This is a genomic window from Ramlibacter sp. (assembly GCF_050250995.1).
Lineage (GTDB): Bacteria > Pseudomonadota > Gammaproteobacteria > Burkholderiales > Burkholderiaceae_C > Ramlibacter.
The window spans coordinates 45,880-68,244 of record NZ_JBFWNP010000021.1; the positions used below are offsets into that span (position 1 = coordinate 45,880).

Consider the following 22,365-nt stretch of genomic DNA (forward strand, 5'->3'; position numbering starts at 1 on the left):
GACGCGCGTTCGATGGCGAACACGCGGCAACACCCCTAGCGGATGCGCACCCACGCGAGCGGGAGCGCGTGCGGATTCTATTCGATGGTGGGCGACACGCCGAGCAGCTCGTGCAGGCGAGGGCTCGTCGTCGTGTACTGCAGTGGCGTCTTGCGATCCGGGAAGATCAGCGCCGCCGCTCCGAAGGCCGCGAGCGTTGCTTCGTGGAAGCCGCAGAGAATGAGCTTCTTCTTGCCCGGATACGTGTTGACGTCGCCGACGGCGAAGATGCCGCGCACGCTCGTGGCGTACGACTCCGTGTCGACCTTCAGTTGCTTGCGTTCGATGTCGAGGCCCCAGTCGGCGACGGGCCCGAGCTTGGGAGAAAGGCCGAGGAGGGCGAGGACCGTGTCCGCGGGGATGTCGCGCTTCGTCGCATCGCTGGCGGCGACTTCGAGCGCGGTAAGTTTCGAGTCTTGCCGTCGGAAGCCGGTGACCTGGCCGATCACGAGTTGCAGCTTCTTCGCGGCGACAAGCGCACGCATCGCATCCACCGTAGGCGCCGCCGCGCGGAATACGTCGCGACGATGCAGCAGCGTCACGCTCGCGGCCTGGCTTTCGTTCGCAAGCGCCACCGAAGCATCGACCGCCGCATCCTCATCGCCGAGGATCACGACGTGCCGTCCCACGGCATCGCCCGCTTCCTCGACACGATGGAACAGTTGGCTGCCTTCGAACGCATCGATGCCGTCGACCTTCACCGTGCGCGGCAGGAACGCGCCGACGCCCGCGGCTATGAACACGGTGCGCGCGAGAAACCGGATGCCGCGCGACGTTTCGACGACGAAGCGGCCATCGTCCCGCACTTCCACGCGCGTGACGACCTGCCCGAGATGGAACACCGGCGCAAACGGCTGCGCCTGGCGCATCAGGTTGTCGACAAGCTCGCGCCCGGTGCAGACCTGCACCGAGGGAATGTCGTAGATGGGTTTGTCGCCATAGAGCTCGACGCACTGGCCGCCCACGTGGGGCAGCGAGTCGACGACATGGCAGCGGATTTCGAGCAAGCCGAGCTCGAAGACCTGGAACAGGCCGACCGGGCCGGCCCCGACGATCAGCGCATCGGTCTCGATCATGCGCCGGTCGCGGCCGTCAGCGAACCAGCTTGTCGAGCTTGCCCGTCTTGTCTTTCCACTCGTCGGCCTGCGGCAGCGCCGGCTTGCGCTTGGTGATGCTGGTCCAGCCCGCCGCACGCGAGAGATCGGCGTTGATCTTGATGAAGGCGATCTGGTCCGGCGGCGTGTCTTCCTCCGCGAAGATCGCGTTCACCGGGCACTCGGGGATGCACACCGCGCAGTCGATGCATTCGTCGGGGTCGATCACGAGCATGTTCGGCCCTTCGCGGAAGCAGTCGACCGGGCACACGTCCACGCAGTCGGTGTACTTGCATTCGATACAGGATTCGGTGACGACGTGGGTCATGGCAATGCAGGCAATTCGAATTGCGAAAGTGCAGCGAGGGCAACGAAGCCCTCCATTCTAACTTTGGGCCGGCGCGCGGCCGGATGGCTCGTCAGCGAACCAGCACCGCGGCCGAGGTCTTGTGCGTGGCCGTGTCCACGAGCACCAGCGCGCCGAGCGTGCGCGAGCGCGCGTGGGGCAGCGTGGCAAGCGGTTCCTGCAGCGCGATCAGCACGTGGCCGATCGAGTTCGGCTCCAGCTGCTCGGCGGAATGTTCCTCGAGCGTGTTCACGTCGAGCTTGTGTGCGATGGACCGGATCCGTGCCTTGACCCAGCGATGGCCGTGCAGCGCCCAGTAGGCGCGACCCGCGACCAGCGGCTCGTCGTCGAGCCACGCCACGGTCGCGGAGATTTCCCGCGTGGCTTCGATGGCGCCGGGCGCGAGCAGCCAGTCGCCGCGCGACACGTCGACCTCGCGGTCCAGCACGATGCCCGCGCTGTGGCGCGCGGGCACGGCGCCCGGTTCGCGCACGTGGTTCAGCACCTGGGCCACCGTGGCGGTCTGGCCGCCCGGCAGCACCGTGACCTGCTGCCCGGGTTCGACGACGCCGGTGGCGACGCGGCCCCAGAACACGCGCCGGCCCTGCGAGGTGTCGGACGAGGAGGAGAACTTCTCGACCCATTGCACGGGGAACGAGAACGCTTCGGCGGTCTCGGCAGGCGTCACGTCCAGCTTCTCCAGCACCTGGAGCAGCGACGGGCCGGCGTAGCCGCACCAGCCCGGCTGCGCCTCCACCACGTTGTGGCCCTTGAGCGCGGAAATCGGGATGATCGCGTGCGCTTCGATGCCGGCGGCTTGCGTGAACGCTTCGAGCGCGCCGCGAATGTTCGCGAACGCGGCGGCGGGGTCTTCCACCGCATCGAGCTTGTTGATCGTGAACACGATCGACGGCACGCGCAGCAGGCTCACCAGCAGCGTGTGGCGCTTCGTCTGGGGCAGCAGCACGAGCGCGGGATCGCGCCAGTCGAGCTTGGTCGCATCGACCAGCACCACGGCGGCGTCGGCGCTCGAAGCGGCCGTGACCATGTTGCGGGTGTACTGCTCGTGGCCCGGCGCGTCGCCGATGATGAATTTGCGCAGGGGCGTCGCGAAATAGCGGTACGCGACGTCGATGGTGATGCCCTGTTCGCGCTCGGCGGTGAGGCCGTCGGTCAGCAGCGCGAGGTCGGCTTCGCCGGACTTCGAGACGCTCGCGAGCTGGTCCTGCAGCACCGCGCGGCTGTCGACCAGCAGGCGGCCGATCAGCGTGCTCTTGCCGTCGTCGACCGAGCCACAGGTGATGAAGCGCAGCGCGGCGTCGTGGTCGTGGGCCGGGTCATGCGGGCTGCCGTTGCCGGCGTGCGCAGCCACCGCGTCGTAATCGATTCTCATCAGAAATACCCATCCTTCTTGCGCTTTTCCATCGAGGCGTCCGATGTCTTGTCGTCCATGCGCGTGGCGCCGCGCTCGCTCACGTCGGCGACCAGCGTTTCGGCCACCACTTCGCTCGCGTTCGCCGCGGGGCTCGCCACGGGGCAGGTGCAGGTGATGTCGCCCACGGTGCGGAAGCGCACGGTGCGGGTCACGACCTCTTCGCCCGCGCGCGGCGGCGTGAGTTCGGTCACGGGCACGAGCAGGCCCTTGCGCTCGACCACCTGGCGCTGGTGCGCGTAGTAGATGGAGGGCAGGGCGATGTTCTCGCGCTCGATGTATTGCCACACGTCGAGCTCGGTCCAGTTGCTGATGGGAAAGACGCGGAAGTGCTCGCCGGGCGCGAGGCGCGTGTTGAACAGCGTCCAGAGCTCAGGGCGCTGCGCTTTCGGCTGCCACTGGCCGAAGCTGTCGCGGTGGGAGAAGATGCGTTCCTTCGCGCGCGCTTTTTCTTCGTCGCGGCGAGCGCCCCCGATCAGGGCGTCGAAGCGGAACTCGTCGATGGCTTCGAGCAGCGTCACCGACTGGTGGACGTTGCGGCTCTCGTCGGGACGCGCGAGGCGGACCGTGCCGCGCTTCATCGAATCCTCGACGCTGCGCACGATGAGCTCGGCGCCGAGCTCCTTCGCGCGGGCGTCGCGGAAGTCGGTGACTTCGCGGAAGTTGTGCCCGGTGTCGATCATGAGCAGCGGATACGGCAGGCGGCCGCTGCCGAAGGCCTTCTCGGCGCACTTGAGCAGCACGAGCGAGTCCTTGCCGCCGGAGAACAGCAGCGTCGGCCGCTCGAAGGCGCCGGCGACTTCGCGCAGGATGAAGATGGCTTCTTCCTCGAGGGAGTCGAGGTGGCGGTTGCTGATCTGGCGCAGCAGCTGGGGTTCGGCTCGGGCGTTCATGCGGTCGCGCTTTCCTGGTTGTCCTTCACGTGCAGTCCGCATTCCTTCGCGGCTTCGTCCTCCCACCACCAGCGGCCGGCGCGGAAGTCTTCGCCCACCGCCACGGCGCGCGTGCAGGGCGCGCAGCCGATGCTGGGGTAGAACTCGTCGTGCAGCGGGTTGTAGTCGACCGCGTTGGACGCGATGTAGTGCCACACGTCGCCGTTGGTCCAGTCGGCCAGCGGGTTGATCTTCACGCGGCGTGCGTCGGAGGTGTCGATGGCCGGCACGTCGGCGCGCGCGTTCGACTGCTCGCGGCGCAGCCCGGTGATCCAGGCACGGTGCCCGGCGAGCGCGCGCTCCAGCGGCTCCATCTTGCGCAGGTGGCAGCACGCCTTGCGCAGTTCGATGCTGCGGTACATGGCTTCGGCGCCTTCGCGCTCGACGAACCGCACCACGTGTTCCTGCACCGGCCGGTACACGTTCACCGGCACGCGCGACGTGGCGACCGTGCGCTCCAGCAATTCGAGCGTCTGCGGATGCAGCGTGCCCGTCTCCAGCACGAACACGGGAATGTCCACGGCCAGCGAATTGATGAGGTGCGTGATGACGACGTCCTCGGCGCCGAGGCTCGACGCCTGCGTCACCGGCGCGAACTCCGTGGCTGCGCGCAGCAGCAGCGCGCGCGTGGCGGCAAGTTTTTCCCCGTACGCCGCGGAAGGCCGGGCGTAGAGTGCGATCGCGCCCATGCTTATGCCGCCTCGAGCGCCAGGAAGTGCGGCTTCGCCGTCACGTCGCCCTGGTAGTAGCGGGCGAAGCGCTCGAACTGGCGGCGCGCTTCGCCGACGTCCTTGCCCGCCTTCAGCACGGCCGTGGAGAAGCCGCTGCGCTGCATGGCGACCAGCTGGTCGATGAGCACGTCGCCGGTGGCGCGCAGGTCGCCCTTGAAGCCGAGGCGGCGGCGCAGCAGCAGCGCCTGGCTGTAGGCGCGGCCATCCGTGAACTTCGGAAAGTCGAGCTCGATGCGCGTCACGCCGTCGAGCGAGACGGTGGCCGGATCGGCGTCGTTGGCGAGGCGCAGCACGTGACCGGCCGAGTCGGCCGCATGCGCCGCGGCGTCGATGATCTTCAGGACCTGTTCCATGATCAGGCCTCCACTTTCTCTTTGATGCGCGCGCCATTGGCGGCGGCCTTGAACGGCTCGATGCCCACGCGGCGCAGGGTCGCGATGAAGGTTTCGGCCTTGCCGTCGACGTCCGCGCCGATGCGCTCGCGGCGGTAGGTCTCCAGCACGGCCTCGATCACTTCGGGCACTTCGGCCGCCGAGAACGACGGGCCGACCACCTTGCCGGGCGTCGCCGGACCCGAGAGCGTGGAGCCGTTCGAGCCGCCCAGCGTGACCTGGTACCACTCCTTGCCGTCCTTGTCGACGCCGAGGATGCCGATGTGGCCCGCGTGGTGATGGCCGCAGCTGTTGATGCAGCCGGAGATGTTGAGGTCGATGTCGCCCAGGTCGAACAGTTCGTCGAGGTCTTGATAACGCTGGGTGATCGCCTCGGCGATGGGCAGCGAGCGCGCGTTGGCGAGCGAGCAGAAGTCGCCGCCGGGGCAGGCGATCATGTCGGTCAGCAGGCCGATGTTGGGACGTGCGAGGCCGGCCTTGCGCGCCGCCGCATACAGTTCGGGCAGGTCGTCGACATGCACCCAGGGCAGCAGCAGGTTCTGGATATGAGTGACGCGCGCCTCGCCTGCGGAGAAGCGGTCGGCGAGGTCGGCGGCCAGTTCCAGCTGGCTCGCATCGGCATCGCCGGGCGCCTGGCCGAGGCGCTTGAAGGACAGGGTAACGGCGCGGAGCTCGGGGTTCTTGTGCGCCTGCACGTTGCGCTCGATCCAGCGGCGATATGCGGGGTCGGCTTCGGCGTCCGCACGCACGATCTCGTGAAGGTTCTTGTCGGCGCCGGTGCGCACGCTCTTGCGCTCGGGCGCGACGAAGTTCGCGGCCACGCGGTCGTACTCGGCCTGCGTGATCGTGTGCGGGCCGCCGTCCTGCTCGACGATGGCCTTGTACTCGGCCTCGACCTGGTCGATGTAGCGCTGGCCCTCGGCCTTCACGAGGATCTTGATGCGCGCCTTCCACACGTTGTCGCGCCGGCCATAGCGGTTGTAGACGCGGATGCAGGCCTCGACGTAGTTGATGACCTGGTCCCAGGGCAGGAACTCGCGCACCGCCGTGCTGATGATGGGCGTGCGGCCCATGCCGCCGCCCACGTGGACGCGGAAGCCGAGCTCGCCCGCGGCGTTCCGGTGCAGTTGCAGGCCGATGTCGTACCAGCCGAGCGCCGTGCGGTCCTCGGTCGCGCCGTTGACCGCGATCTTGAACTTGCGCGGCAGGAAGCTGAACTCGGGATGCAGCGAGCTCCACTGGCGCAGGATTTCGCAGAAGGGGCGGGGGTCCGCCACTTCGTCGGGGGCGATGCCGGCGAGCTCGTCGCTCGTGATGTTGCGGATGCAGTTGCCGCTGGTCTGGATGCCGTGCATGTTCACGGAAGCCAGCAGCTCCATCACGTCGGCGCTCTTCTCGATGGGGATCCAGTTGAACTGGACGTTGGTGCGCGTCGTGAAGTGGCCATAGCCGTACTTGAGCTTGGTGACGACGGGCGTGCCGCCGGGCACGGGCACTTCGCCCAGGGCCAGCTGCTTTTCCTGCGCGTCGCGAAGCAGTTCGGGGTCCGGCCGGTCGTACTCGCGCGCGATCTTCGCCAGGGTCCGAAGCTGCGGGCTCGAGATCTCGCCGTAAGGCACCGCGACGCGCAGCATGGGCGCGTAGCGCTGGATGTACCAGCCGTTCTGCAGGCGCAGCGGCCGGAATTCGTCGTCGCCCAGCGTGCCCGCCTGCCAGCGCTCGAGCTGGTCCCGGTACTGGGCTGCGCGCTGGCGCACGAACTGCTTGTCGAATTCGGTGTACTGATACATGGGGAGCGAATCTACGAGCCACCCTTATGGAAACCAACTACTTTTTAATTCGCCCGTTATGCGGATAAGCTTATGGGCCGCGCCCCGTGCGGTTTCGCGGGCGTTTTACGGAGGCGGACGGATAAGGATGGCCGAGCGCGTTTTCATCAAGGTCGTGGGTTTCACCGACGTCGAGCGGCACGCGCTCAACACCGTGTTCCGGCTCTCCGAGGAGAGCGAGACGGCGTACACGCTGTGGATGCCCGACGCGCCGCAGGCCCCACGGCTGGGCCTGCTCGACGGCCACACCGCCGAGTCGCACCCCGAAGCGGACGCGCTTGCCCGCGACGATGTGCCGCTGGTCTGGGTCGGCGACGGCGCACCGGCGAATGCCTGGCGCGTGTTCCATCGCCCCATCGCCTGGGCCGAGGTCGTGCAGACGATCGAACAACGCTTCGCGCCCGCGCCGCTCGATTTCGACCTCGAATTCGGCGGCGGCGACGACGTTCCGCCCGATGCGCCCGACACGCAGCCGTCGCAGCTGGAGGAGCCGCGCAAGCGTGCCCTGATCGCCAGCGCCGACCGCGACGAGCGCCTCTACTGGCGGGCGAAGCTCGCCCTGTCGCGGCTTCCTCTGGCCGACGAGGCCGCTACGGCGGAGCAGTTGATGGAGCTGATCCGTGGGACGTCCTACGACGTGGCGCTGATCGACCACGCCCTGCCCGGCGGGCGCGGCTGGGAGCTGCTGCGAACGCTCGACGAGGCGGAGCCGAAAATCCCCCACGTCGTCGTCGTCAAGGACGGCGGCACGGCCTTCGAACGCGCACGTGCGTGGCTGCCCGGCCCGAGCGTCTTCTTCGGCAAGCCGCCCGATCCCGAGCGCATGCAGAAGCTGCTGGAAAAAGTCGCCGGGCCGCGCGAGCCGAGTTAGAGAGTCAACGCGACCGATAGACCGGCTTGCGCTTTTCGCGGAAGGCCGCCATGCCTTCCTGGAAGTCGTCGCTTTCGCTCACCTCGCGCAACTGCCGCATGGTCTCGGCCATGATCTCCGCCGGGCCCTTGGGCATCACCTGCTCGTTCACGAATCGCTTGAGTGTTCGCAACACGAGGGGCGAGGACTCGGCGAGCTCCTGGGCCTGCTTCAGCGCCACCTCGACCTGCTGGCCCACGGGCACGAGCTCGCTCACGAGGCCGACGTCGTAGGCCCGCTTCGCCTCGACGGTGCGGCCGAGCATGATGATGTCCATGGCGACTTTGTGCGGAATGCGCGAGGGCAGGCTGGAGATCATGCCGCCCGTGAAGCCCAGGCGCGCCTCGGGGTACGAGAACTTCGTGTTGTCCGCAGCCACGATGAGGTCGCACATCATCGTGAGCACCATCGCGCCGCCCACGCACCAGCCCGCGGTGGCCGCGATCACCGGCTTGTCGGTGAAGAAGCCGCCGCCCGGAATGCACCGCCAGAGTTCGGGGAGATTGCTCACGTCGGCGCCCGCCGAAAAGGCGTCGTTGCCGGCGCCGGTGATCACGGCCACGAGCTGATCGGACGCCTGGAATTCCTTGAAGCCCGCCTGGAGCTCCAGCGCGGTCTCCTTGCAGATCGCGTTCTTGCGCTGCGGGCGGTTGATGGTGAAGAGCGTGACCTTGCCGATGTGTTCGATGAGGATTTGCGACATGACGATGGTTCCTTTCAATCCGATCCGATGCGGGCGCGCGCGTCCACGGCGAATGCGCCGCGCCCCTTGCGCCCCACGATGAGGGGGTTCACTTCGATTTCGAAGTCGAGGCCCGGATGCGCGGCGGCGATGTCCGCCGCGAGCCAGCCGAGCCGGACGACCGCGTCGACCACGGCCTCGGCGTCCAGCTCGCCGCGGCCGCGCCAGGCCTGCAGCAGCGGCGCCACTTTCAGGCGCGCCAGGGCGGCGCGCACCGTGTCCGGGTGCGCGGGCGCGGGCAGCACCTGGATGTCCTTGAACAGCTCCACCAGCACGCCGCCGGCGCCCACGACGAGTTGCGGGCCGAACTGCGCATCGTGGCGCGCGCCGACGAGCAGCTCCAGGTCGCCCGCGAGTTGCGCCTGCACGAAAAAGCCGTCGATGCGCGCCTGCGGCGCCCGCGTCGCCACCGTGTCGCGCATGCGGGCGAAGCGGCGCCTCAGGTCGTCGGCGTCGGCGATGCCCAGCTCCACGCCGCCCACGTCCGACTTGTGGGAGATGTCGGCGGACACGATCTTGAGCACCACCGGGTAGCCCAGCCGAGCTGCCTGCGCGATCGCTTCGTCGGCCGTCCGCACGACCACCCCGTCGTTCACGTGCAGCCCGGCGGACGCGACGAGCGCCTTGGATGCCGCTTCGCCGAGGGCGCCGAGTTCTTCGCGGGTCGCCGGGATCGTGGCGCGCCGGCCCGGGGGCCGTGCGGGCTCGGACGGCTCCACATAGTCCGACCAGCGCTTCCACGCGCGCAACATGCTCGCGGCGCTCGCCGTGGTGTCGACGCAGGGCAGGCCCTCCGCCTTCAGGAATTCGCGCGCCGGCGCGGCGACGCGTCCGGGCAGCATCACGTAGAGCATCGGCTTGCCCTGCGCGGCCTCGCGTGCGGCGCCCTGCGCAAGATAGCGCGTGAGCCCGGGCACGTCCGGCGCGGTGGTCATCGCGACGAGGCCAAGGTCGCAGCCGGGGTCGGACAGCGCGATCTCCGCGCTCGCGGCGCCGACCTCGTCCATCTCGTTGCGGCGCGCGCCGATGTCGATGGGGTTGGCCGCCTGTCCGGGCGGATAGTGCTGGGCGAACCGCTGCATGGTCGACTCGCTGAATTGCGCGAGCGGCACGCCCGCTTCGGACAAGCGATCCGCGGCCAGGGCGCCGGCGCCGCCCGAGATCGTGAGCACCGCCGCATTGCGCACCTTGCGCCCCGGATAGCGCACCATGGCGCCGGCAAGCGCGACCATGTCGTGGGCATCGTCCATCAGCACGATGTTCTCGTGCGCGCACATCGCCGCCAGCGAGGCGTAGTCGCCCGCGAGGCTCGCGGTGTGCGAATAAGCGGCGCGGCTGCCCTCGTCCGACGCGCCGGCCTTCACCATCAGCCAGGGCTTGCCCGCTTCGCGGGCGCGCCTCGCGAGCTGCACCACGCGTGCGGGCGACTTCACGCCCTCGACGTAGCTGCACAGCACGCGCGTGCGCGGGTCGTCGATGAGGAACTCGATGAAGTCGCACAGCTCCAGGTCGGCCTGATTGCCCACGGAAACGCAGTGCGAGAAGCCGATGCCCATGCCGTGGGCCCGGTCGAAGAGCGTGCCCATCAACGCGCCGCTCTGGCTCACCAGGCCGATCGGCGATTCGATGAGCGTGTCCACGTCGAGGGCGGGCGAGGAACACAGCACAAGCTTGTTGGCCGGGCTGATGAGGCCCAGGCAGTTCGGGCCGATGATGCGCATGCCGCCGCGCGCCGCCTCCTCGACGATTTCCGCCTCCAGCGCGGCGCCCTCGGGTCCCGCATCGGAGAACTTCGACGTGATGATGATCGCGGCCTTCACGCCGCGCTGGGCGCAGGCTTGAACTTCGCCCTTGACCTTCGCGGTGGGCACGGCCATCACGGCCATGTCCGGCGCTTCGGGCGTGGCGGCGACGCCGGGATAGGTCTTGAGGCCGAAGAGCGTTTCGCGCGCCGGGTTGATCGGGAAGACGCGGCCGCTGTAGTTGTGCCGCAGCAGCGTCCGGTAGAGTCGGCCGCCGAATTTCGTCTGGTCTTCCGAAGCGCCGATGACGGCGACGGAGCGCGGATTGAGGAGTTGTTCGAGGTTCGTCATTTCCTGGGGGACGGGTTCGCCGACAGCGAGGCGCGATACGCGGCGATGCGCGCTCGCAGTCCGGGACGCGCAGCCGACACCACGAGCTGCATGAGGTCTTCGCCGGCGCCCGCGTCGCCGCGCGGACGGCGAACGCGGTCGAGCGCGCGCTGCAGGCCGGCGGTCGTGTCGTCATCGAGGCGCTTGCAGCGTGAGGCGAGGGCGGCGATCCCGGCTTCGGCTTCGGCGGGTTCGATGCGCCGTGTGGCGAGGCCGGCCTCCAGCGCCTCGGCGGTGTCTATCGTCGCGCCGCTCTCGACCCACTGGCGCGCGCGCCGCGCGCCCACGGTGTCGCCCAGGCGGGCCGTGCCGAGCACGATGCCGAAGGCCGCGCCGGGGAAGGCGAAGCTCGCATCGCCCGCCACCCAGCGATGGTTGCACGCGCAAAAGAGATCGGCCCCCGCGCCCATGGTGCGCCCGTGCGCCAGCGCGAGCGTCTCGAACGGCGCGGCATGCACGGCCTGCAGCAGCAGCTCGACGCGCACGAAGCGCGCGAGCAGCCGGTCGTCGTCTTCCTCGGCGACGTTCGAGAGGTCGAAGCCGGTGCAGAAATGCCGTCCCTCGCCCTCGATCACGAAGAGCCGGGCGTGCGAGCGCGTGGCGGCGGCCACCGCGTCGGCGAGTCCGGCGACCGTTTCGCTCGACAGCGCATTGCCCTTGTCCGGGCGCTGGAGCTTGACGCGAACCACGCCGTCGGCTTCGCGCACGATCATGGCGCCGCTTCGCCGATCGCGCCCGCGTCGAACGCCGAATAGCCGGAGACGAATTCCTTGACCTCGCCGGTGTCGGGCACGAACACGTGGCGGCGCACGCGCCCGATGTTGCCGCCGTAGAGGTGCACGCTGATCGAGACGCGGTCGCCGTAGGCGTTGCGAACCTGGTGGATGTCGCCGAGCGTGGGCGACAGCGGCTCGATGTCGCCGGGCTCGAGCCGCCGCGCCTCGCCGTGCGGGTGGATGCGGCCGTCGGCCTCGCGCACGAAGGGCTGGCTGATCTCCGAGCCGCGCAGCATTCCGATCACGCCCCAGACCGTGTGATCGTGGACCGGCGTGCTCTGGCCGGGACCCCAGACGAAGCTCACGAGCGAGAAGCGATCCTGCGGATCGGCGTACAGCAGGTGCTGCTGGTAGTACGTCGGGTGGTCCTGCTGCGCGCCCGCGGGCAGCCAGTCGTCGCGGGCGACGAGGCCGCGCATCAGCGCGCCGGCCTCGCGCAGCATCGTGGACTCGTCGGTCCCATGCGCGTCGACGAGCCGCGTCAAATCGGAGATGAATCGGGGCAGGGGCTTGTTCATGCGGCCTCGCTCGCGACGGGCGTGGATGAATCGGAGGTCGTCGAGGGCGCGAAGCGCGCGCGGATTTCTTCGGTGTGCTGGCCCAGCGCCGGCGGCTGCGAACGCACCGCGAAGCCCTGGCCGTCGAAGCGCAGGGGCGACGTGAAGGTCTTCGTGACGTCGCCGCCCGGCAGGGTGATCGGCTGCACCCAGCCCATGTGCTGCGTCTGCGGGTCGGCGAGCGCGGCGGGGTAGTCGTTGATGCGGGCGTGCGGCACGCCCGCCGTCTCGAAGGCCGCGATCCAGTGCGCCACCGGCCGCGTGACGAACACCGTGTCGAGCACGGCCTTCAGCGCGAGCTGGTGGGCGGCGCGCTCGGACGGCGAGGCGAAGCGGGGATCGTCGGCCAGGCGCGGCATGTCGACGACATCGCACACGGCGAGCCACAGCTTCTGGTTGCCCGCGGCGATGGCGAACCAGCCATCGGACGCCGCGAAGGCCTGGTAGGGCGCATTGCGGGGGTGCGCGGAGCCCAGCTTTCTCGGCGCGTTGCCGTTGCCGAAGTATTCGCTCGTCTGCAGCGCGGCGATGCCCAGCGTGCAGCCGAACATCGGCACGTCGATGTGCGCGCCGCCGCCGCCCGTGCGCACGCTCGCGAGCGCCGCGCAGATGGCGAAGGCGCCGTAGAGCCCGGAGCTGAAGTCGGACACGGGCACGCCGCACTTCACGGGTCCGCCTTCGGGCTCGCCCGTGACGCTCATGACGCCCGCGGCCGCCTGGATGGTGAGGTCGAAGCCGCCCTCGTTCGCGCGCGGACCCGTCTGGCCGTACGCGGAGATCGAGCAGAACAGCAGATCGGGATGCGACGCGCGGAAGCTTTCGTAGCCGAGGCCCAGGCGGTCCATCACGCCGGGGCGGTTGTTCTCGACCACGATGTCGGACTGCAGCACCATGCGGCGCGCCAGCGCACGGTCTTCCTCGTTCTTGAGGTCGAGCACCACCGACTTCTTGTTCCGGTTGAGCGAGGCGAAGTTCTCGCTGTAGCCGTTGGTGAGCGGGGGCCAGTTTCGCAGGCCGTCGCCGTCGGGCGGCTCGATCTTGAACACTTCGGCGCCCATGTCGGCGAGCAGCATCGCGCAGAACGGGCCGGCGGCGGTCGAACAGAACTCGACGACGCGAACGCCGGCGAGCGGCAGGCGCCCGGCCGACCCCTTATTTGATTGTTCCATTATGCAGAACGAATATTTTCAATACTGGAATAGTAAGGGCGTGGGCCGGCCGCGTCAATCGACGCGGCGCCGCGGTCAGCCCTTGCGCAGTTCCGCCGAGATCGCCTCCGCCGCTTCCATGACGTCGGCGGCGAAGCGCTTCACGGGGCCCTGGCGGATGCGCTCGGCCGGCCCGGAGACGCCGATGGCCGCGACGATGTCGCCGCGCGCGCCGCGGATCGGCGCGGCCACGCCCCACACGCTGTCGCGCCATTCGCCGCGATTGACCGCATGGCCGCTCTCGCGCACCTTGCGCATCTCGCGCGCGAAGTCCCGGGCGTCGACGATCGTGTTGGGGCTGTGCCGGCTCAGGTGCGTCGAGAGGCCGGCGATGACCTCCTCGGGCTGCCAGGCCAGCAACGCCTTGCCCGTCGCCACGCAGTGCGCCGGCGCGCGGCCGCCGATCTCCGAATAGGCGCGCACCGGCTCGGGGCTGTCGATCTTGTGCAGGTAGACGATCTCGGCGCCGTCGAGGACGGAGAGGTGGATCGTCTCGCGCGTCTTCTGCATCAGCTTCTCCATGGAAGCGCGGGCCGCCTGCCGGACGTCCATGCGGCCGCCGAGCGCATTGCCGAGTTCCCACACCTTGAGCGTGGCCGCGTAGCTGCGGCCCTCGTCCTCGCGCGACACGTAGCGCAGTTCGACGAGCCCCTGCAGCAGGCGGTGTACGTTGCTCTTGCCGAGTCCCAGGCGCGCGGCCATCGCGCTCACGCCCAGCGGCTTGTCCGAATACACCAGCAGCTCGAGCAGCTGCAGTCCGTTCACCAGCGTGTTGTTCATGCATTCCTCCATCTCCCGATTGACAGGCGAATGCCGTCCGGGATAATCTACAAATGTAAAACGCGCGTTCCATTATATAGAACAAATTCAAACGGGCGTGTGAAAAGAAAAGATCGACCCCGACCCCGACATCGCGTCAAGCAGGAGACCGCATGAAAGCCGTGACCCGCCATCTCGTCCACGCCGCGTTCGCGGCGGCCGGCCTGCTCGCCCTTGCGGGCGGCGCGCTGGCCCAGGCCTTCCCGAACCGGACGGTGACCATCGTCGTCCCCTACGCGCCCAGCGGCGGCACCGACGTGGTCGCGCGGCGCATGGCGCAGGTGCTCGAGAAGCACTGGGGCCAGACCGTCATCGTGGACAACGTTCCCGGCGCCGACGGCATCATCGGCACCCAGAAGGCGCTGCGCGCGCCCGCCGACGGCTACACGCTGCTGCTGCAGCTCAACACCATGCTGATGTGGAAGCTGACCGAAACCGGCAGCCGCGACCTCGTGGGCGACCTGCGCCTCATCTCGCTGATCCAGACGGCGCCGCTGTCCTTCGCCGTCTCGTCGAAGTTCCCCGGCAACACCATGCAGGACTTCGTTGCCCACTGCAAGGCGGCGACCACGCCCTGCAGCATCGGCACTGCGACGCGGTACGCGCAGCTGATCAGCAAGCAGCTGATGGACGTGGCGGGCATCGGCAACGCGATCGGCGTGAGCTACAAGGGCGGCGGTCCGATGACGAACGATCTGCTCGGCGGCCACGTGACGATGGCCGTGCCGTCGGTCGCATCCGGCCTGCGGTACGTGCAGTCGGGGCAGATGAAGATGCTGGCGGTCGGCTCGGAGAAACGCTTCCCGCTGTCGCCCAACATCCCCACGCTCGTCGAAAACGGCTGGCCGGTGCTCGGCGACTCGTGGTACGGCCTCATGGTGCCGAAGAACGTGCCGAACGAGGTGTTCAACAGCATCGTGCAGGCGGTGGCCGCGGTATCGAAAGACCCCGGACTGCGCGCGGCGATCGAGGGCGGCGGCGGCGCGCCGGTGTTCAGCACGCCCGAGCAGTTCGTCGAGTATGCGCGCAAGGAGCGCACGCTGCTCAATGCGCTGCTCGCGAAATACCCGCTGTCGGAATGACGTCGCAGGTGAAGGACACGGCCATGGCTACCAACGGATCGAAGTTGCGCACGCGGCTCGCGCAGGGGCGCATCGTCATCGCGCCGGGCGTGTACGACATGATCTCCGCCCGGATCGCGGACCGCATGGGGTTCGACGCGCTCTACATGACCGGCTACGGCACGGTCGCGTCGCACCTCGGCCTGCCCGACGCCGGGCTGGCGAGCTACACCGACATGGTGGGCCGCGTCGACACGATGTGTTCGGGCACGACGACCCCGCTCGTGGCCGATGCCGACACGGGCTATGGCGGCCTGCTCAATGTCCGGCACACGGTGCGCGGCTACGAGAAGGCCGGCGCGGCGGCCGTGCAGATCGAAGACCAGGAAATGCCCAAGAAATGCGGCCACACCACCGGCCGCCGCGTGGTGCCGCTGGAGGACATGGTTGCGAAGGTGAGGGTGGCCGTCGAGGCACGCGGCGACCCGGACACGCTCATCGTCGCGCGCACCGACGCGCGGACCTCGCTCGGACTCGACGAGGCCCTGCGTCGTGCCGAGGCCTATGCGCGCGCGGGCGCCGACCTGATCTTCGTGGAAAGCCCCGAGAGCGAGGAAGAACTCGTGCGCATCGGCCGCGCCATGAAGGGCGCGCTGCTCGTCGCGAACGTGGTGCAAAGCGGCGCCCGCACGCCCGAGATTCCCGCCCCGCAGCTCGAGGAAATGGGCTTCGCGCTCGCGATCTACCCGAGCCTGCCGCACAAGGTGGTGGCGCACGCGCTGCGCGAGACCTACCGTTACCTGCAGGACAACAAGACCGCCATCGGCCTGCCGCTGCCGCTCTTCAGCAGCCCCGAGATGCATGCGCTCATGGGGTTCGAGGACGTGTGGGAATTCGAGAAACGCTGCGACACCGCCGCCGGAGCTGCCCCATGACCGCCCTGACGCTATTCGACAAGGTCTGGAACGCGCACGTCGTCATGCGCAAGGACGACGGCCGCACCTTGCTCTTCGCCGACCGGCACATCATGCACGACGGCTCGTTCATGGCCTACGGCCGCCTGCGCGCCAAGGCGCTGCCCGTCGCGCACCCGGAGCTCACGCTGGCCACGCCCGACCACTACGTGCCGACCACGGCGCGCACGATCGACGTGGTGAAGGATGCGTCCGCGCTGCGCATCCTGCAGGACTACACGCGCAACATGGCCGACCATGGCGTGCATGCGCTGGCGATGGGCGATGGCCGCGAAGGCATCGTCCATGTCGTCGGCCCCGAGCAGGGGTTCACGCTGCCGGGGACGCTGCTCGTCTGCGGCGACTCGCATACGTCCACCCACGGCGCGCTCGGTGCGCTTTCGTTCGGCATCGGCGCGAGCGAGGTCGCGCACGTGCTCGCCACGCAGACGGTGTGGCAACTGCGCCCCCGGACCATGCGCATCCGCGTCGACGGCGTGCTCGGCGCGGGCGTGACGGCCAAGGACCTCGCGCTGCACATCATCGCGACCCTCGGAACCTCGGGCGCGACGGGGCACGTGGTCGAATATGCGGGCACCGCCATCGAGGCGCTATCCATCGAGCAGCGCTGCACGCTGTGCAACATGACGATCGAAGCGGGCGCGAAGTCCGGCATGGTCGCGCCCGACGAAGTCACCTTCGAATACGTGAAAGGCCGGCCGCTCGCGCCGCGCGGCGCGCTGTGGGACCAGGCCGTGGCGCACTGGCGCACCCTGCGCACCGACGAGGGCGCCGTCTTCGACACCGAGGTAAGTCTCGATGCCGCCGAGGTGTCGCCGATGGTCACCTGGGGCACCAGCCCCGAGCATGCGGTGGCGGTGACGGGCCGCGTGCCCGACCCGGCCGCTTCCGGCGCGCAGCGCGAACAGGCGGGCCGCGCGGCGGCGCTCGACTACATGGGCCTCGCGGCGGGGCAGCGCATCGACAGCATCGCCATCGACCAGGTGTTCATCGGCTCCTGCACCAACAGCCGGCTCGAGGACCTGCGCGCCGCCGCAGCCATCGTGCGGCGATTCGGCGGCCGCGCGCGCGTGCTGACGCTCGTGAGTCCGGGCTCGGCCGAAGTCAAGCGTGCGGCGGAGGCCGAAGGCCTCGACGGCGTGTTCAAGGCCGCGGGATTCGAATGGCGCGAGCCGGGCTGCTCGATGTGCGTCGGCATGAACGGCGACCTCGTGGATGCGGGCAAGCGCTGCGCCTCGACGTCCAACCGCAATTTCGCGGGGCGGCAGGGGCGCGATGCGCGCACGCACCTCGTGAGCCCCGCCACCGCCGCCGCCACCGCGATGCTCGGGCATCTCGCGGACGCGCGCGACTACCTGTAGGAGCACGGCAATGCAGCCCCTGAAGCACCTCGAAGGCCGCGCAGCGCACCTCGACGCCGACAACATCGACACCGACCAGGTCGTGCCCGCACGCTTCCTGCGCAATCCGCGCAGCGGGGGCTACGGGGGCTTCCTGTTCCACGACCTGCGGGTGGCGCCCGACGGATCGCCGCGCCCGGATTTCCCGCTCAACCGGCCCGAGAACCAGGGCGCCGTCATCCTGGTGGCCGGCGCGAACTTCGGCTGCGGCTCCTCGCGCGAGCACGCCGTCTGGTCGCTGTCCGACGCGGGCTTTCGCTGCGTGATCGCGGCGAGCCTCGGGGACATCTTCACGAACAATTGCTACAAGAACGGCGTGCTGCCCGTCCGACTTGAAGACGGCACGATCGCCCGGCTGCTGGCCGAGCAGGCGAAGGGTGCGCGCTTCGCCGTCGATCTCCCCGCGCAGACGGTGACCTGCGGCGACGCCACCGCGCACTTCGACATCGCGCCGTTCTGGAAGGAATGCCTGCTGGAAGGGGTCGACGACATCGATCTCACGCTGCGCGAGCAGGCGCGCATCGAAGCTTTCGCACGAGAACATGCGGCCCGCATGCCGTGGGTGCCGCTGGACATGGCCGCGTGGCAGGCGCGCCGCGCCTGAAGTCCGACATGCGCCATTACACCGCCACCCACTGGGGCATCTACGAAGTCGCGAGCGAGGGCGGCCGCCCCGCGCTGAAGCCGTTCGCGGCCGATCCTTCGCCATCGCCCATCGGCCTGTCGATGCTCGACGCCTGCACGAGCCCCAATCGCGTCATGCGTCCGGCCGTGCGCAAGAGCGTGCTGCGGCAGGGCCTGGGCGCGGCGCGCGAGCAGCGCGGCTGCGAGCCCTTCGTCGAGATCGGGTGGGACGAGGCGCTCGACCTCGTCGCCGGCGCGCTGAAGACGACGATCGCGCAGCGCGGCAACGAGGCCGTGTTCGGCGGCTCCTACGGCTGGGCGAGCGCGGGGCGCTTCCACCACGCGCAGAGCCAGGTCCACCGCTTCCTGAATGCGCTGGGCGGCTACGTGCGCCACACGGAGTCGTACAGCCTCGGCGCGGCGCACGTGATCATGGGCCACATCGTCGCGCCGATGCGCGAGCTCACGGCCTCCCACACGAGCTGGGACGTGCTGCGCACGCACACGAAGCTGTTCGTGAGCTTCGGCGGCGCGCCCTGGAAGAATTCGCAGGTCAGCCCCGGCGGCGTCGGCCGGCACACGCTCGCCGCGTCGCTGCGCGCGATGGCGGCGGCCGGCACGCGCTTCGTCAACGTGAGCCCGGTGAGCGACAACATCGACACCGGCGGCGAGGTCGAATGGATCGCGACGCGACCGAACACCGACACGGCTTTCATGATCGGCATCGCGTACGTGCTTTACACCGAGAGCCTGCACGACCGCGCATTCCTGCAAAGCCACTGCGTCGGCTTCGAGCGCTTTGCGAAATACCTCGAAGGCGCCGACGACGGCCAGCCCAAGACGCCCGAGTGGGCCGCCGCCATCACCGGCGTGCCGGCGTCGCGCATCGCGGCGCTGGCGCGCGAGCTCGCGGCCACGCGCTCCATCGTCACCGCGTCCTGGGCGATGCAGCGCGCGCATCACGGCGAGCAGCCGTACTGGATGGTGCTCACGCTGGCCGCCATGCTGGGCCAGATCGGGCTTCCCGGTGGCGGCTTCGGCGTGGGCTACGGCGCGCTCAACATGGTCGGCAGCGCCGAGCCGCGCTATGGCGGCCCCACGCTCTCGCAGGGTACGAACCCGGTGAAGCCGTTCATCCCGTGCGCGCGCATCGCCGACATGCTGCTGCACCCCGGAGAAACCTTTCGCTACAACGGCGGCGAACACCGTTACCCGGACATCGACCTTGTCTACTGGTGCGGCGGCAACCCGTTCCACCATCACCAGGACATCAATCGCCTGCGGCGCGCGTGGCACAAGCCCTCGACCATCGTGGTCCACGAACAGTTCTGGACGGCCAACGCGAAGATGGCCGACATCGTGCTGCCCGCGACCACCACGCTGGAGCGCGACGACATCGGGCAATCGCAGCGCGAGCGCTTCATCGTCGCCATGAAGAAGGTGATCGAACCGGTCGGCGAGTCCCGCCACGATTTCGCGATCTTCGCCGACCTGGCGGCACGGCTCGGAGTTCACGAGACCTTCACGGAAAACCGCAGCGAGCGCGAGTGGCTGCGCAAGCTCTACGAAGACTGCCATCCGGCCGCCGAGCGCGCCGGCCTGCGTCTGCCCGCGTTCGAGCGCTTCTGGGCCGATGGCCTCGTCGATACCGAAGCGCCCGCGCAGTCCGTGGTGATGCTCGAGGCGTTCCGCCAGGACCCCGTCGCGAATGCTCTCAAGACACCGAGCGGGAAGATCGAGATTTTCAGCGAGCGGCTGGAGGGCTTCGGCAACGACGACTGCCGGGGGCATCCGCGCTGGTACGAGCCCGTCGAATGGCTGGGCAGCGCGAAGGCGCAGCGCTTTCCGCTGCACATGATCAGCGACCAGCCGCACACCAAGTTGCACAGCCAGCTCGACCACAGCGCGCTGAGTCTCGCCAACAAGGTGCGCGGGCGCGAGCCGATCATGGTCAGCGACACGGACGCGAAGGCACGCGGCATCGCCGATGGCGACATCGTGCGCGTCTTCAACGACCGCGGCAGCTGCCTCGCGGGCGCACGCGTGTCCGCCGCGATCCGTCCCGGCGTCGTGAAGCTCTCGACCGGCGCGTGGTGGGACCCGGTGTCCTTCGCGGAAGCGGCGAGCCTCGACAAGCACGGCAACGCCAATGTGTTGACCATCGACGTCGGCACCTCCGCGCTGTCGCAGGGCTGCAGCGCGCAGACCTGCCTGGTCCAGCTCGAGAAATTCGAGGGCGACGCGCCCCCCGTCACGGCGTTCCGGCCGCCGGTGCTTGAACGCAACGAACCTTGAACGAACCTGAACGAACCTGAACGAACCTGAACGAACCGAAGAAGGCAAGCCCCGTGAACAGCCCGATACCGCACGCCTGGACCCGCGACGACCTGCACAAGGACGACTCGTGGAAGCACCCGCTGTCGCCGGAAGCCGTGGACGGCATCGAAGCCGCCCTCGCGCATGCCAGGCGCACGGGACGCACCATGCTGCAGATGCAGCCCAGTGACTTTCCGCTCACGCCGCCCGCGCTGGCCGCGGTGCGCGCCGCGGTGGCGAAGACGCAGACCGACTACGGCCTGTGCGTGCTCAAGGGGCTGCCGGTGCGCCAGTGGTCCGACCAGGACGCCGAAGTGGTGGTGTGGGGGATCGGGCTGCACACGGGCGTCGCGCGCACGCAGGGCAGGGAAAGCAACATCCTTTCGCACGTGCGCGACGAGCTTGGCGACGGCGCCTACCGCGTGCGCGGCGGGCGCGGCTACAACACCAACGCCGAACTCGATTTCCACTGCGACTTCTGCGATCTCGTCGGGCTGCTGTGCATCAACGCGGCCAAGAGCGGCGGATCGAGCTTCGTCGTGAGTTCGATGGCCGTGTACGACGAGATCGGCCGCCGCCGCCCCGACCTGCAGGCGGTGCTGTCCCAGCCCTTCCACTACAGCTACCAGGGCGCGCAGGCGCCCGGCGACGGCGAGTGGTTCACCTGCCCGATCTTCGGTATGCGCGACGGCCGCTTCGCCTCGCGCCACAACCGCAAGAACGTGGACGCGGCGCACCGCGACTTCAGCGACCGCATCGGCCACCTGAGCGCGCTCCAGGTCGAGGCGCTCGACCTGTACGAGGAAGTCGTCCGCGATCCGCGGCTTTGCTTTTCCATGGACCTCGAGCCCGGCGACTTCCAGCTGCTGAACAACCACGTCACCATTCACTCGCGCACCGCGTTCGAGGACTGGCCCGAGCCGGAGCGCCGCCGCCATCTCATCCGCTTCTGGCTCAGCCTGCCGCAGGGGCAGGCCATGCCGGAGGGCTGGCTCGAAGGCTACAAGTCCGTGGAGCCGGGCACGGTGCGCGGCGGCCTGCGCGGCAGCCACGTCACGCCGGAGTTCCTCGAGTACGAGCAGAGACAGGCGGCGGTGTGCGGCATGAAGGTGCCCGCGTGCCTGCAACCCGTCGCGGCCTGACCGCCATCCGGAAAGGAACCGCATGCGAGCCGCCCACCAACTGCGCCAGCTCCTGGCTGGACCCGACATGGTCGTCGCGCCCGGCGCGTACGACTGCATTTCCGCCCGCGTGATCGAACAGGCGGGCTTCAAGTGCGCCTACATGACGGGGTCCGGAACGTCTGCCGCGCGCGGCTACCCCGACCTCGGGCTGGTCACGATGAGCGAGATGGTGGAGAACGCCGCGGCGATCGCGCGCATGCTGACCATCCCGCTCGTGGCCGATGCCGACACGGGCTACGGCAACGAGCTCAACGTCCATCGGACGGTGCGAGAGTTCGAGGCACGCAACGTGGCCGGCATCCACATCGAGGACCAGGTCGCGCCCAAGCGATGCGGGCATCTGGACGGCAAGGAGGTCGTGTCGCGCAGCGAGTTCGAGATCAAGATCCGCGCGGCCGTGCAGGCGCGCACCGACCCGGATTTCCTGATCATCGCGCGCACCGATGCACGCGCCGTGCTCGGCCTGGACGAGGCCATCGAACGCGCGAAGACCGCGCTGGACGTGGGCGCGGACATGGTGTTCGTCGAGGCCACCGAAAACCTCGGCGAGATGGCGCAGGTGCCGCGTCGCGTCGGCGGCCCCTGCCTGCTCAATATCGCGGCCGGTGGCAAGACGCCCCTCGTGCCCTTGAAGGATGCGCAGGCCATGGGCTACCGGCTCGCCATCCTGCCGGGCATGCTGTTGCGCAACGCAATCGCGACCTTCGACGAAGTGCTCGAAGACCTGGCGAAGACGGGCGTGCCGAAGCCGGTGCGCAACATGGGGAGCATCGCGGCCGGCCACCAGCGCTTCGGCACCGATGCCTGGAACGAGATCCGGGTGCGGGCGGCCATGCCGTCCCCGACCGGGCGCTGACCGGCTTTGTC

21 protein-coding genes are annotated in these 22,365 nt (G+C 69.2%); 8 read left to right on the top strand and 13 right to left on the bottom strand.

Annotation, left to right across the window (positions count from 1 at the left end; genetic code table 11):
- Positions 1–77 precede the first annotated feature (77 nt).
- The 7 genes from AB7E83_RS15030 to AB7E83_RS15060 form a co-directional block, all read right to left on the bottom strand.
- Positions 78–1,115, bottom strand: a complete 1,038-nt coding sequence (locus AB7E83_RS15030) for an NAD(P)/FAD-dependent oxidoreductase (protein WP_428570799.1) — start codon at positions 1,113–1,115, stop codon at positions 78–80.
- A 16-nt stretch (positions 1,116–1,131) separates the two neighbouring features.
- Positions 1,132–1,461, bottom strand: a complete 330-nt coding sequence (gene fdxA / locus AB7E83_RS15035; RefSeq protein WP_428570801.1) for a ferredoxin FdxA — start codon at positions 1,459–1,461, stop codon at positions 1,132–1,134.
- Between the two features lie 91 nt (positions 1,462–1,552).
- Positions 1,553–2,872 carry a sulfate adenylyltransferase subunit 1 gene (locus tag AB7E83_RS15040; protein ID WP_428570803.1) on the bottom strand — a complete coding sequence of 440 codons (1,320 nt, stop codon included), beginning with the start codon at positions 2,870–2,872 and terminating at the stop codon, positions 1,553–1,555.
- Positions 2,872–3,804 (bottom strand): sulfate adenylyltransferase subunit CysD, encoded by a 933-nt coding sequence (gene cysD, locus AB7E83_RS15045; protein WP_428570805.1) that lies wholly within the window; start codon positions 3,802–3,804, stop codon positions 2,872–2,874. The genes AB7E83_RS15040 and cysD overlap by 1 nt, the downstream gene beginning before the upstream one ends.
- Positions 3,801–4,532 (bottom strand): phosphoadenylyl-sulfate reductase, encoded by a 732-nt coding sequence (locus AB7E83_RS15050; RefSeq protein WP_428570807.1) that lies wholly within the window; start codon positions 4,530–4,532, stop codon positions 3,801–3,803. Before AB7E83_RS15050 ends, cysD begins: the two co-directional genes overlap by 4 nt.
- Before the next feature lie 2 nt (positions 4,533–4,534).
- The gene (locus AB7E83_RS15055; protein ID WP_428570811.1) at positions 4,535–4,927 is read right to left on the bottom strand and encodes a DUF934 domain-containing protein; all 393 of its coding nucleotides are present in this window, start codon (positions 4,925–4,927) and stop codon (positions 4,535–4,537) included.
- Between the two features lie 2 nt (positions 4,928–4,929).
- A complete protein-coding gene (locus tag AB7E83_RS15060) occupies positions 4,930–6,756 on the bottom strand; it encodes a nitrite/sulfite reductase (RefSeq protein ID WP_428570813.1) in 1,827 nt (608 codons plus the stop codon).
- A gap of 127 nt (positions 6,757–6,883) precedes the next feature.
- On the opposite strand from AB7E83_RS15060, the gene AB7E83_RS15065 reads away from it, so the two are divergent.
- A complete protein-coding gene (locus AB7E83_RS15065) occupies positions 6,884–7,666 on the top strand; it encodes a response regulator (RefSeq protein ID WP_428570815.1) in 783 nt (260 codons plus the stop codon).
- A 4-nt stretch (positions 7,667–7,670) separates the two neighbouring features.
- On the opposite strand, the gene AB7E83_RS15070 is transcribed toward AB7E83_RS15065, so the two are convergent.
- The 6 genes from AB7E83_RS15070 to AB7E83_RS15095 form a co-directional block, all read right to left on the bottom strand.
- Positions 7,671–8,408, bottom strand: coding sequence for an enoyl-CoA hydratase/isomerase family protein (locus AB7E83_RS15070; RefSeq protein ID WP_428570817.1), 738 nt, complete (start codon positions 8,406–8,408; stop codon positions 7,671–7,673).
- A 14-nt stretch (positions 8,409–8,422) separates the two neighbouring features.
- Positions 8,423–10,540: an acetate--CoA ligase family protein gene (locus tag AB7E83_RS15075; RefSeq protein WP_428570819.1), complete on the bottom strand. Its 2,118-nt coding sequence runs from the start codon at positions 10,538–10,540 to the stop codon at positions 8,423–8,425.
- Positions 10,537–11,292: an enoyl-CoA hydratase/isomerase family protein gene (locus tag AB7E83_RS15080; RefSeq protein WP_428570821.1), complete on the bottom strand. Its 756-nt coding sequence runs from the start codon at positions 11,290–11,292 to the stop codon at positions 10,537–10,539. Before AB7E83_RS15080 ends, AB7E83_RS15075 begins: the two co-directional genes overlap by 4 nt.
- Positions 11,289–11,873, bottom strand: a complete 585-nt coding sequence (locus AB7E83_RS15085; RefSeq protein ID WP_428570823.1) for a cysteine dioxygenase — start codon at positions 11,871–11,873, stop codon at positions 11,289–11,291. The genes AB7E83_RS15080 and AB7E83_RS15085 overlap by 4 nt, the downstream gene beginning before the upstream one ends.
- Positions 11,870–13,081 (bottom strand): CaiB/BaiF CoA transferase family protein, encoded by a 1,212-nt coding sequence (locus tag AB7E83_RS15090; protein WP_428570825.1) that lies wholly within the window; start codon positions 13,079–13,081, stop codon positions 11,870–11,872. The genes AB7E83_RS15085 and AB7E83_RS15090 overlap by 4 nt, the downstream gene beginning before the upstream one ends.
- Positions 13,082–13,156: 75 nt before the next feature.
- Positions 13,157–13,900: an IclR family transcriptional regulator gene (locus AB7E83_RS15095; RefSeq protein WP_428570827.1), complete on the bottom strand. Its 744-nt coding sequence runs from the start codon at positions 13,898–13,900 to the stop codon at positions 13,157–13,159.
- Positions 13,901–14,052: 152 nt separating this feature from the next.
- Between AB7E83_RS15095 and AB7E83_RS15100 the strand changes: the two genes are divergently transcribed.
- The 7 genes from AB7E83_RS15100 to AB7E83_RS15130 are packed head-to-tail and all read left to right on the top strand — an operon-like array spanning position 14,053 to position 22,354.
- Positions 14,053–15,021, top strand: coding sequence for a tripartite tricarboxylate transporter substrate binding protein (locus AB7E83_RS15100; protein ID WP_428570829.1), 969 nt, complete (start codon positions 14,053–14,055; stop codon positions 15,019–15,021).
- 23 nt (positions 15,022–15,044) lie between these two features.
- Positions 15,045–15,935 carry an isocitrate lyase/PEP mutase family protein gene (locus AB7E83_RS15105; protein ID WP_428570831.1) on the top strand — a complete coding sequence of 297 codons (891 nt, stop codon included), beginning with the start codon at positions 15,045–15,047 and terminating at the stop codon, positions 15,933–15,935.
- Positions 15,932–17,335 (top strand): 3-isopropylmalate dehydratase large subunit, encoded by a 1,404-nt coding sequence (gene leuC / locus AB7E83_RS15110; RefSeq protein WP_428570833.1) that lies wholly within the window; start codon positions 15,932–15,934, stop codon positions 17,333–17,335. The genes AB7E83_RS15105 and leuC overlap by 4 nt, the downstream gene beginning before the upstream one ends.
- A gap of 10 nt (positions 17,336–17,345) precedes the next feature.
- Complete coding sequence (leuD, locus tag AB7E83_RS15115; RefSeq protein ID WP_428570835.1) at positions 17,346–17,978, top strand: 3-isopropylmalate dehydratase small subunit; 633 nt, start codon at positions 17,346–17,348, stop codon at positions 17,976–17,978.
- 8 nt (positions 17,979–17,986) lie between these two features.
- Positions 17,987–20,293, top strand: coding sequence for a molybdopterin-dependent oxidoreductase (locus AB7E83_RS15120; RefSeq protein ID WP_428570837.1), 2,307 nt, complete (start codon positions 17,987–17,989; stop codon positions 20,291–20,293).
- 53 nt (positions 20,294–20,346) lie between these two features.
- The gene (locus AB7E83_RS15125; protein WP_428570839.1) at positions 20,347–21,456 is read left to right on the top strand and encodes a TauD/TfdA family dioxygenase; all 1,110 of its coding nucleotides are present in this window, start codon (positions 20,347–20,349) and stop codon (positions 21,454–21,456) included.
- A gap of 22 nt (positions 21,457–21,478) precedes the next feature.
- A complete protein-coding gene (locus tag AB7E83_RS15130; protein WP_428570841.1) occupies positions 21,479–22,354 on the top strand; it encodes an isocitrate lyase/PEP mutase family protein in 876 nt (291 codons plus the stop codon).
- The last annotated feature ends 11 nt before the right edge of the window (positions 22,355–22,365 follow it).

Coding starts and splice junctions, on each gene's coding strand:
- AB7E83_RS15030 (WP_428570799.1), bottom strand. CDS start 1,115: ATGATCGAGACCGATGCGCTGATCGTCGGGGCCGGCCCGGTCGGCCTG.
- fdxA (WP_428570801.1), bottom strand. CDS start 1,461: ATGACCCACGTCGTCACCGAATCCTGTATCGAATGCAAGTACACCGAC.
- AB7E83_RS15040 (WP_428570803.1), bottom strand. CDS start 2,872: ATGAGAATCGATTACGACGCGGTGGCTGCGCACGCCGGCAACGGCAGC.
- cysD (WP_428570805.1), bottom strand. CDS start 3,804: ATGAACGCCCGAGCCGAACCCCAGCTGCTGCGCCAGATCAGCAACCGC.
- AB7E83_RS15050 (WP_428570807.1), bottom strand. CDS start 4,532: ATGGGCGCGATCGCACTCTACGCCCGGCCTTCCGCGGCGTACGGGGAA.
- AB7E83_RS15055 (WP_428570811.1), bottom strand. CDS start 4,927: ATGGAACAGGTCCTGAAGATCATCGACGCCGCGGCGCATGCGGCCGAC.
- AB7E83_RS15060 (WP_428570813.1), bottom strand. CDS start 6,756: ATGTATCAGTACACCGAATTCGACAAGCAGTTCGTGCGCCAGCGCGCA.
- AB7E83_RS15065 (WP_428570815.1), top strand. CDS start 6,884: ATGGCCGAGCGCGTTTTCATCAAGGTCGTGGGTTTCACCGACGTCGAG.
- AB7E83_RS15070 (WP_428570817.1), bottom strand. CDS start 8,408: ATGTCGCAAATCCTCATCGAACACATCGGCAAGGTCACGCTCTTCACC.
- AB7E83_RS15075 (WP_428570819.1), bottom strand. CDS start 10,540: ATGACGAACCTCGAACAACTCCTCAATCCGCGCTCCGTCGCCGTCATC.
- AB7E83_RS15080 (WP_428570821.1), bottom strand. CDS start 11,292: ATGATCGTGCGCGAAGCCGACGGCGTGGTTCGCGTCAAGCTCCAGCGC.
- AB7E83_RS15085 (WP_428570823.1), bottom strand. CDS start 11,873: ATGAACAAGCCCCTGCCCCGATTCATCTCCGATTTGACGCGGCTCGTC.
- AB7E83_RS15090 (WP_428570825.1), bottom strand. CDS start 13,081: ATGGAACAATCAAATAAGGGGTCGGCCGGGCGCCTGCCGCTCGCCGGC.
- AB7E83_RS15095 (WP_428570827.1), bottom strand. CDS start 13,900: ATGAACAACACGCTGGTGAACGGACTGCAGCTGCTCGAGCTGCTGGTG.
- AB7E83_RS15100 (WP_428570829.1), top strand. CDS start 14,053: ATGAAAGCCGTGACCCGCCATCTCGTCCACGCCGCGTTCGCGGCGGCC.
- AB7E83_RS15105 (WP_428570831.1), top strand. CDS start 15,045: ATGGCTACCAACGGATCGAAGTTGCGCACGCGGCTCGCGCAGGGGCGC.
- leuC (WP_428570833.1), top strand. CDS start 15,932: ATGACCGCCCTGACGCTATTCGACAAGGTCTGGAACGCGCACGTCGTC.
- leuD (WP_428570835.1), top strand. CDS start 17,346: ATGCAGCCCCTGAAGCACCTCGAAGGCCGCGCAGCGCACCTCGACGCC.
- AB7E83_RS15120 (WP_428570837.1), top strand. CDS start 17,987: ATGCGCCATTACACCGCCACCCACTGGGGCATCTACGAAGTCGCGAGC.
- AB7E83_RS15130 (WP_428570841.1), top strand. CDS start 21,479: ATGCGAGCCGCCCACCAACTGCGCCAGCTCCTGGCTGGACCCGACATG.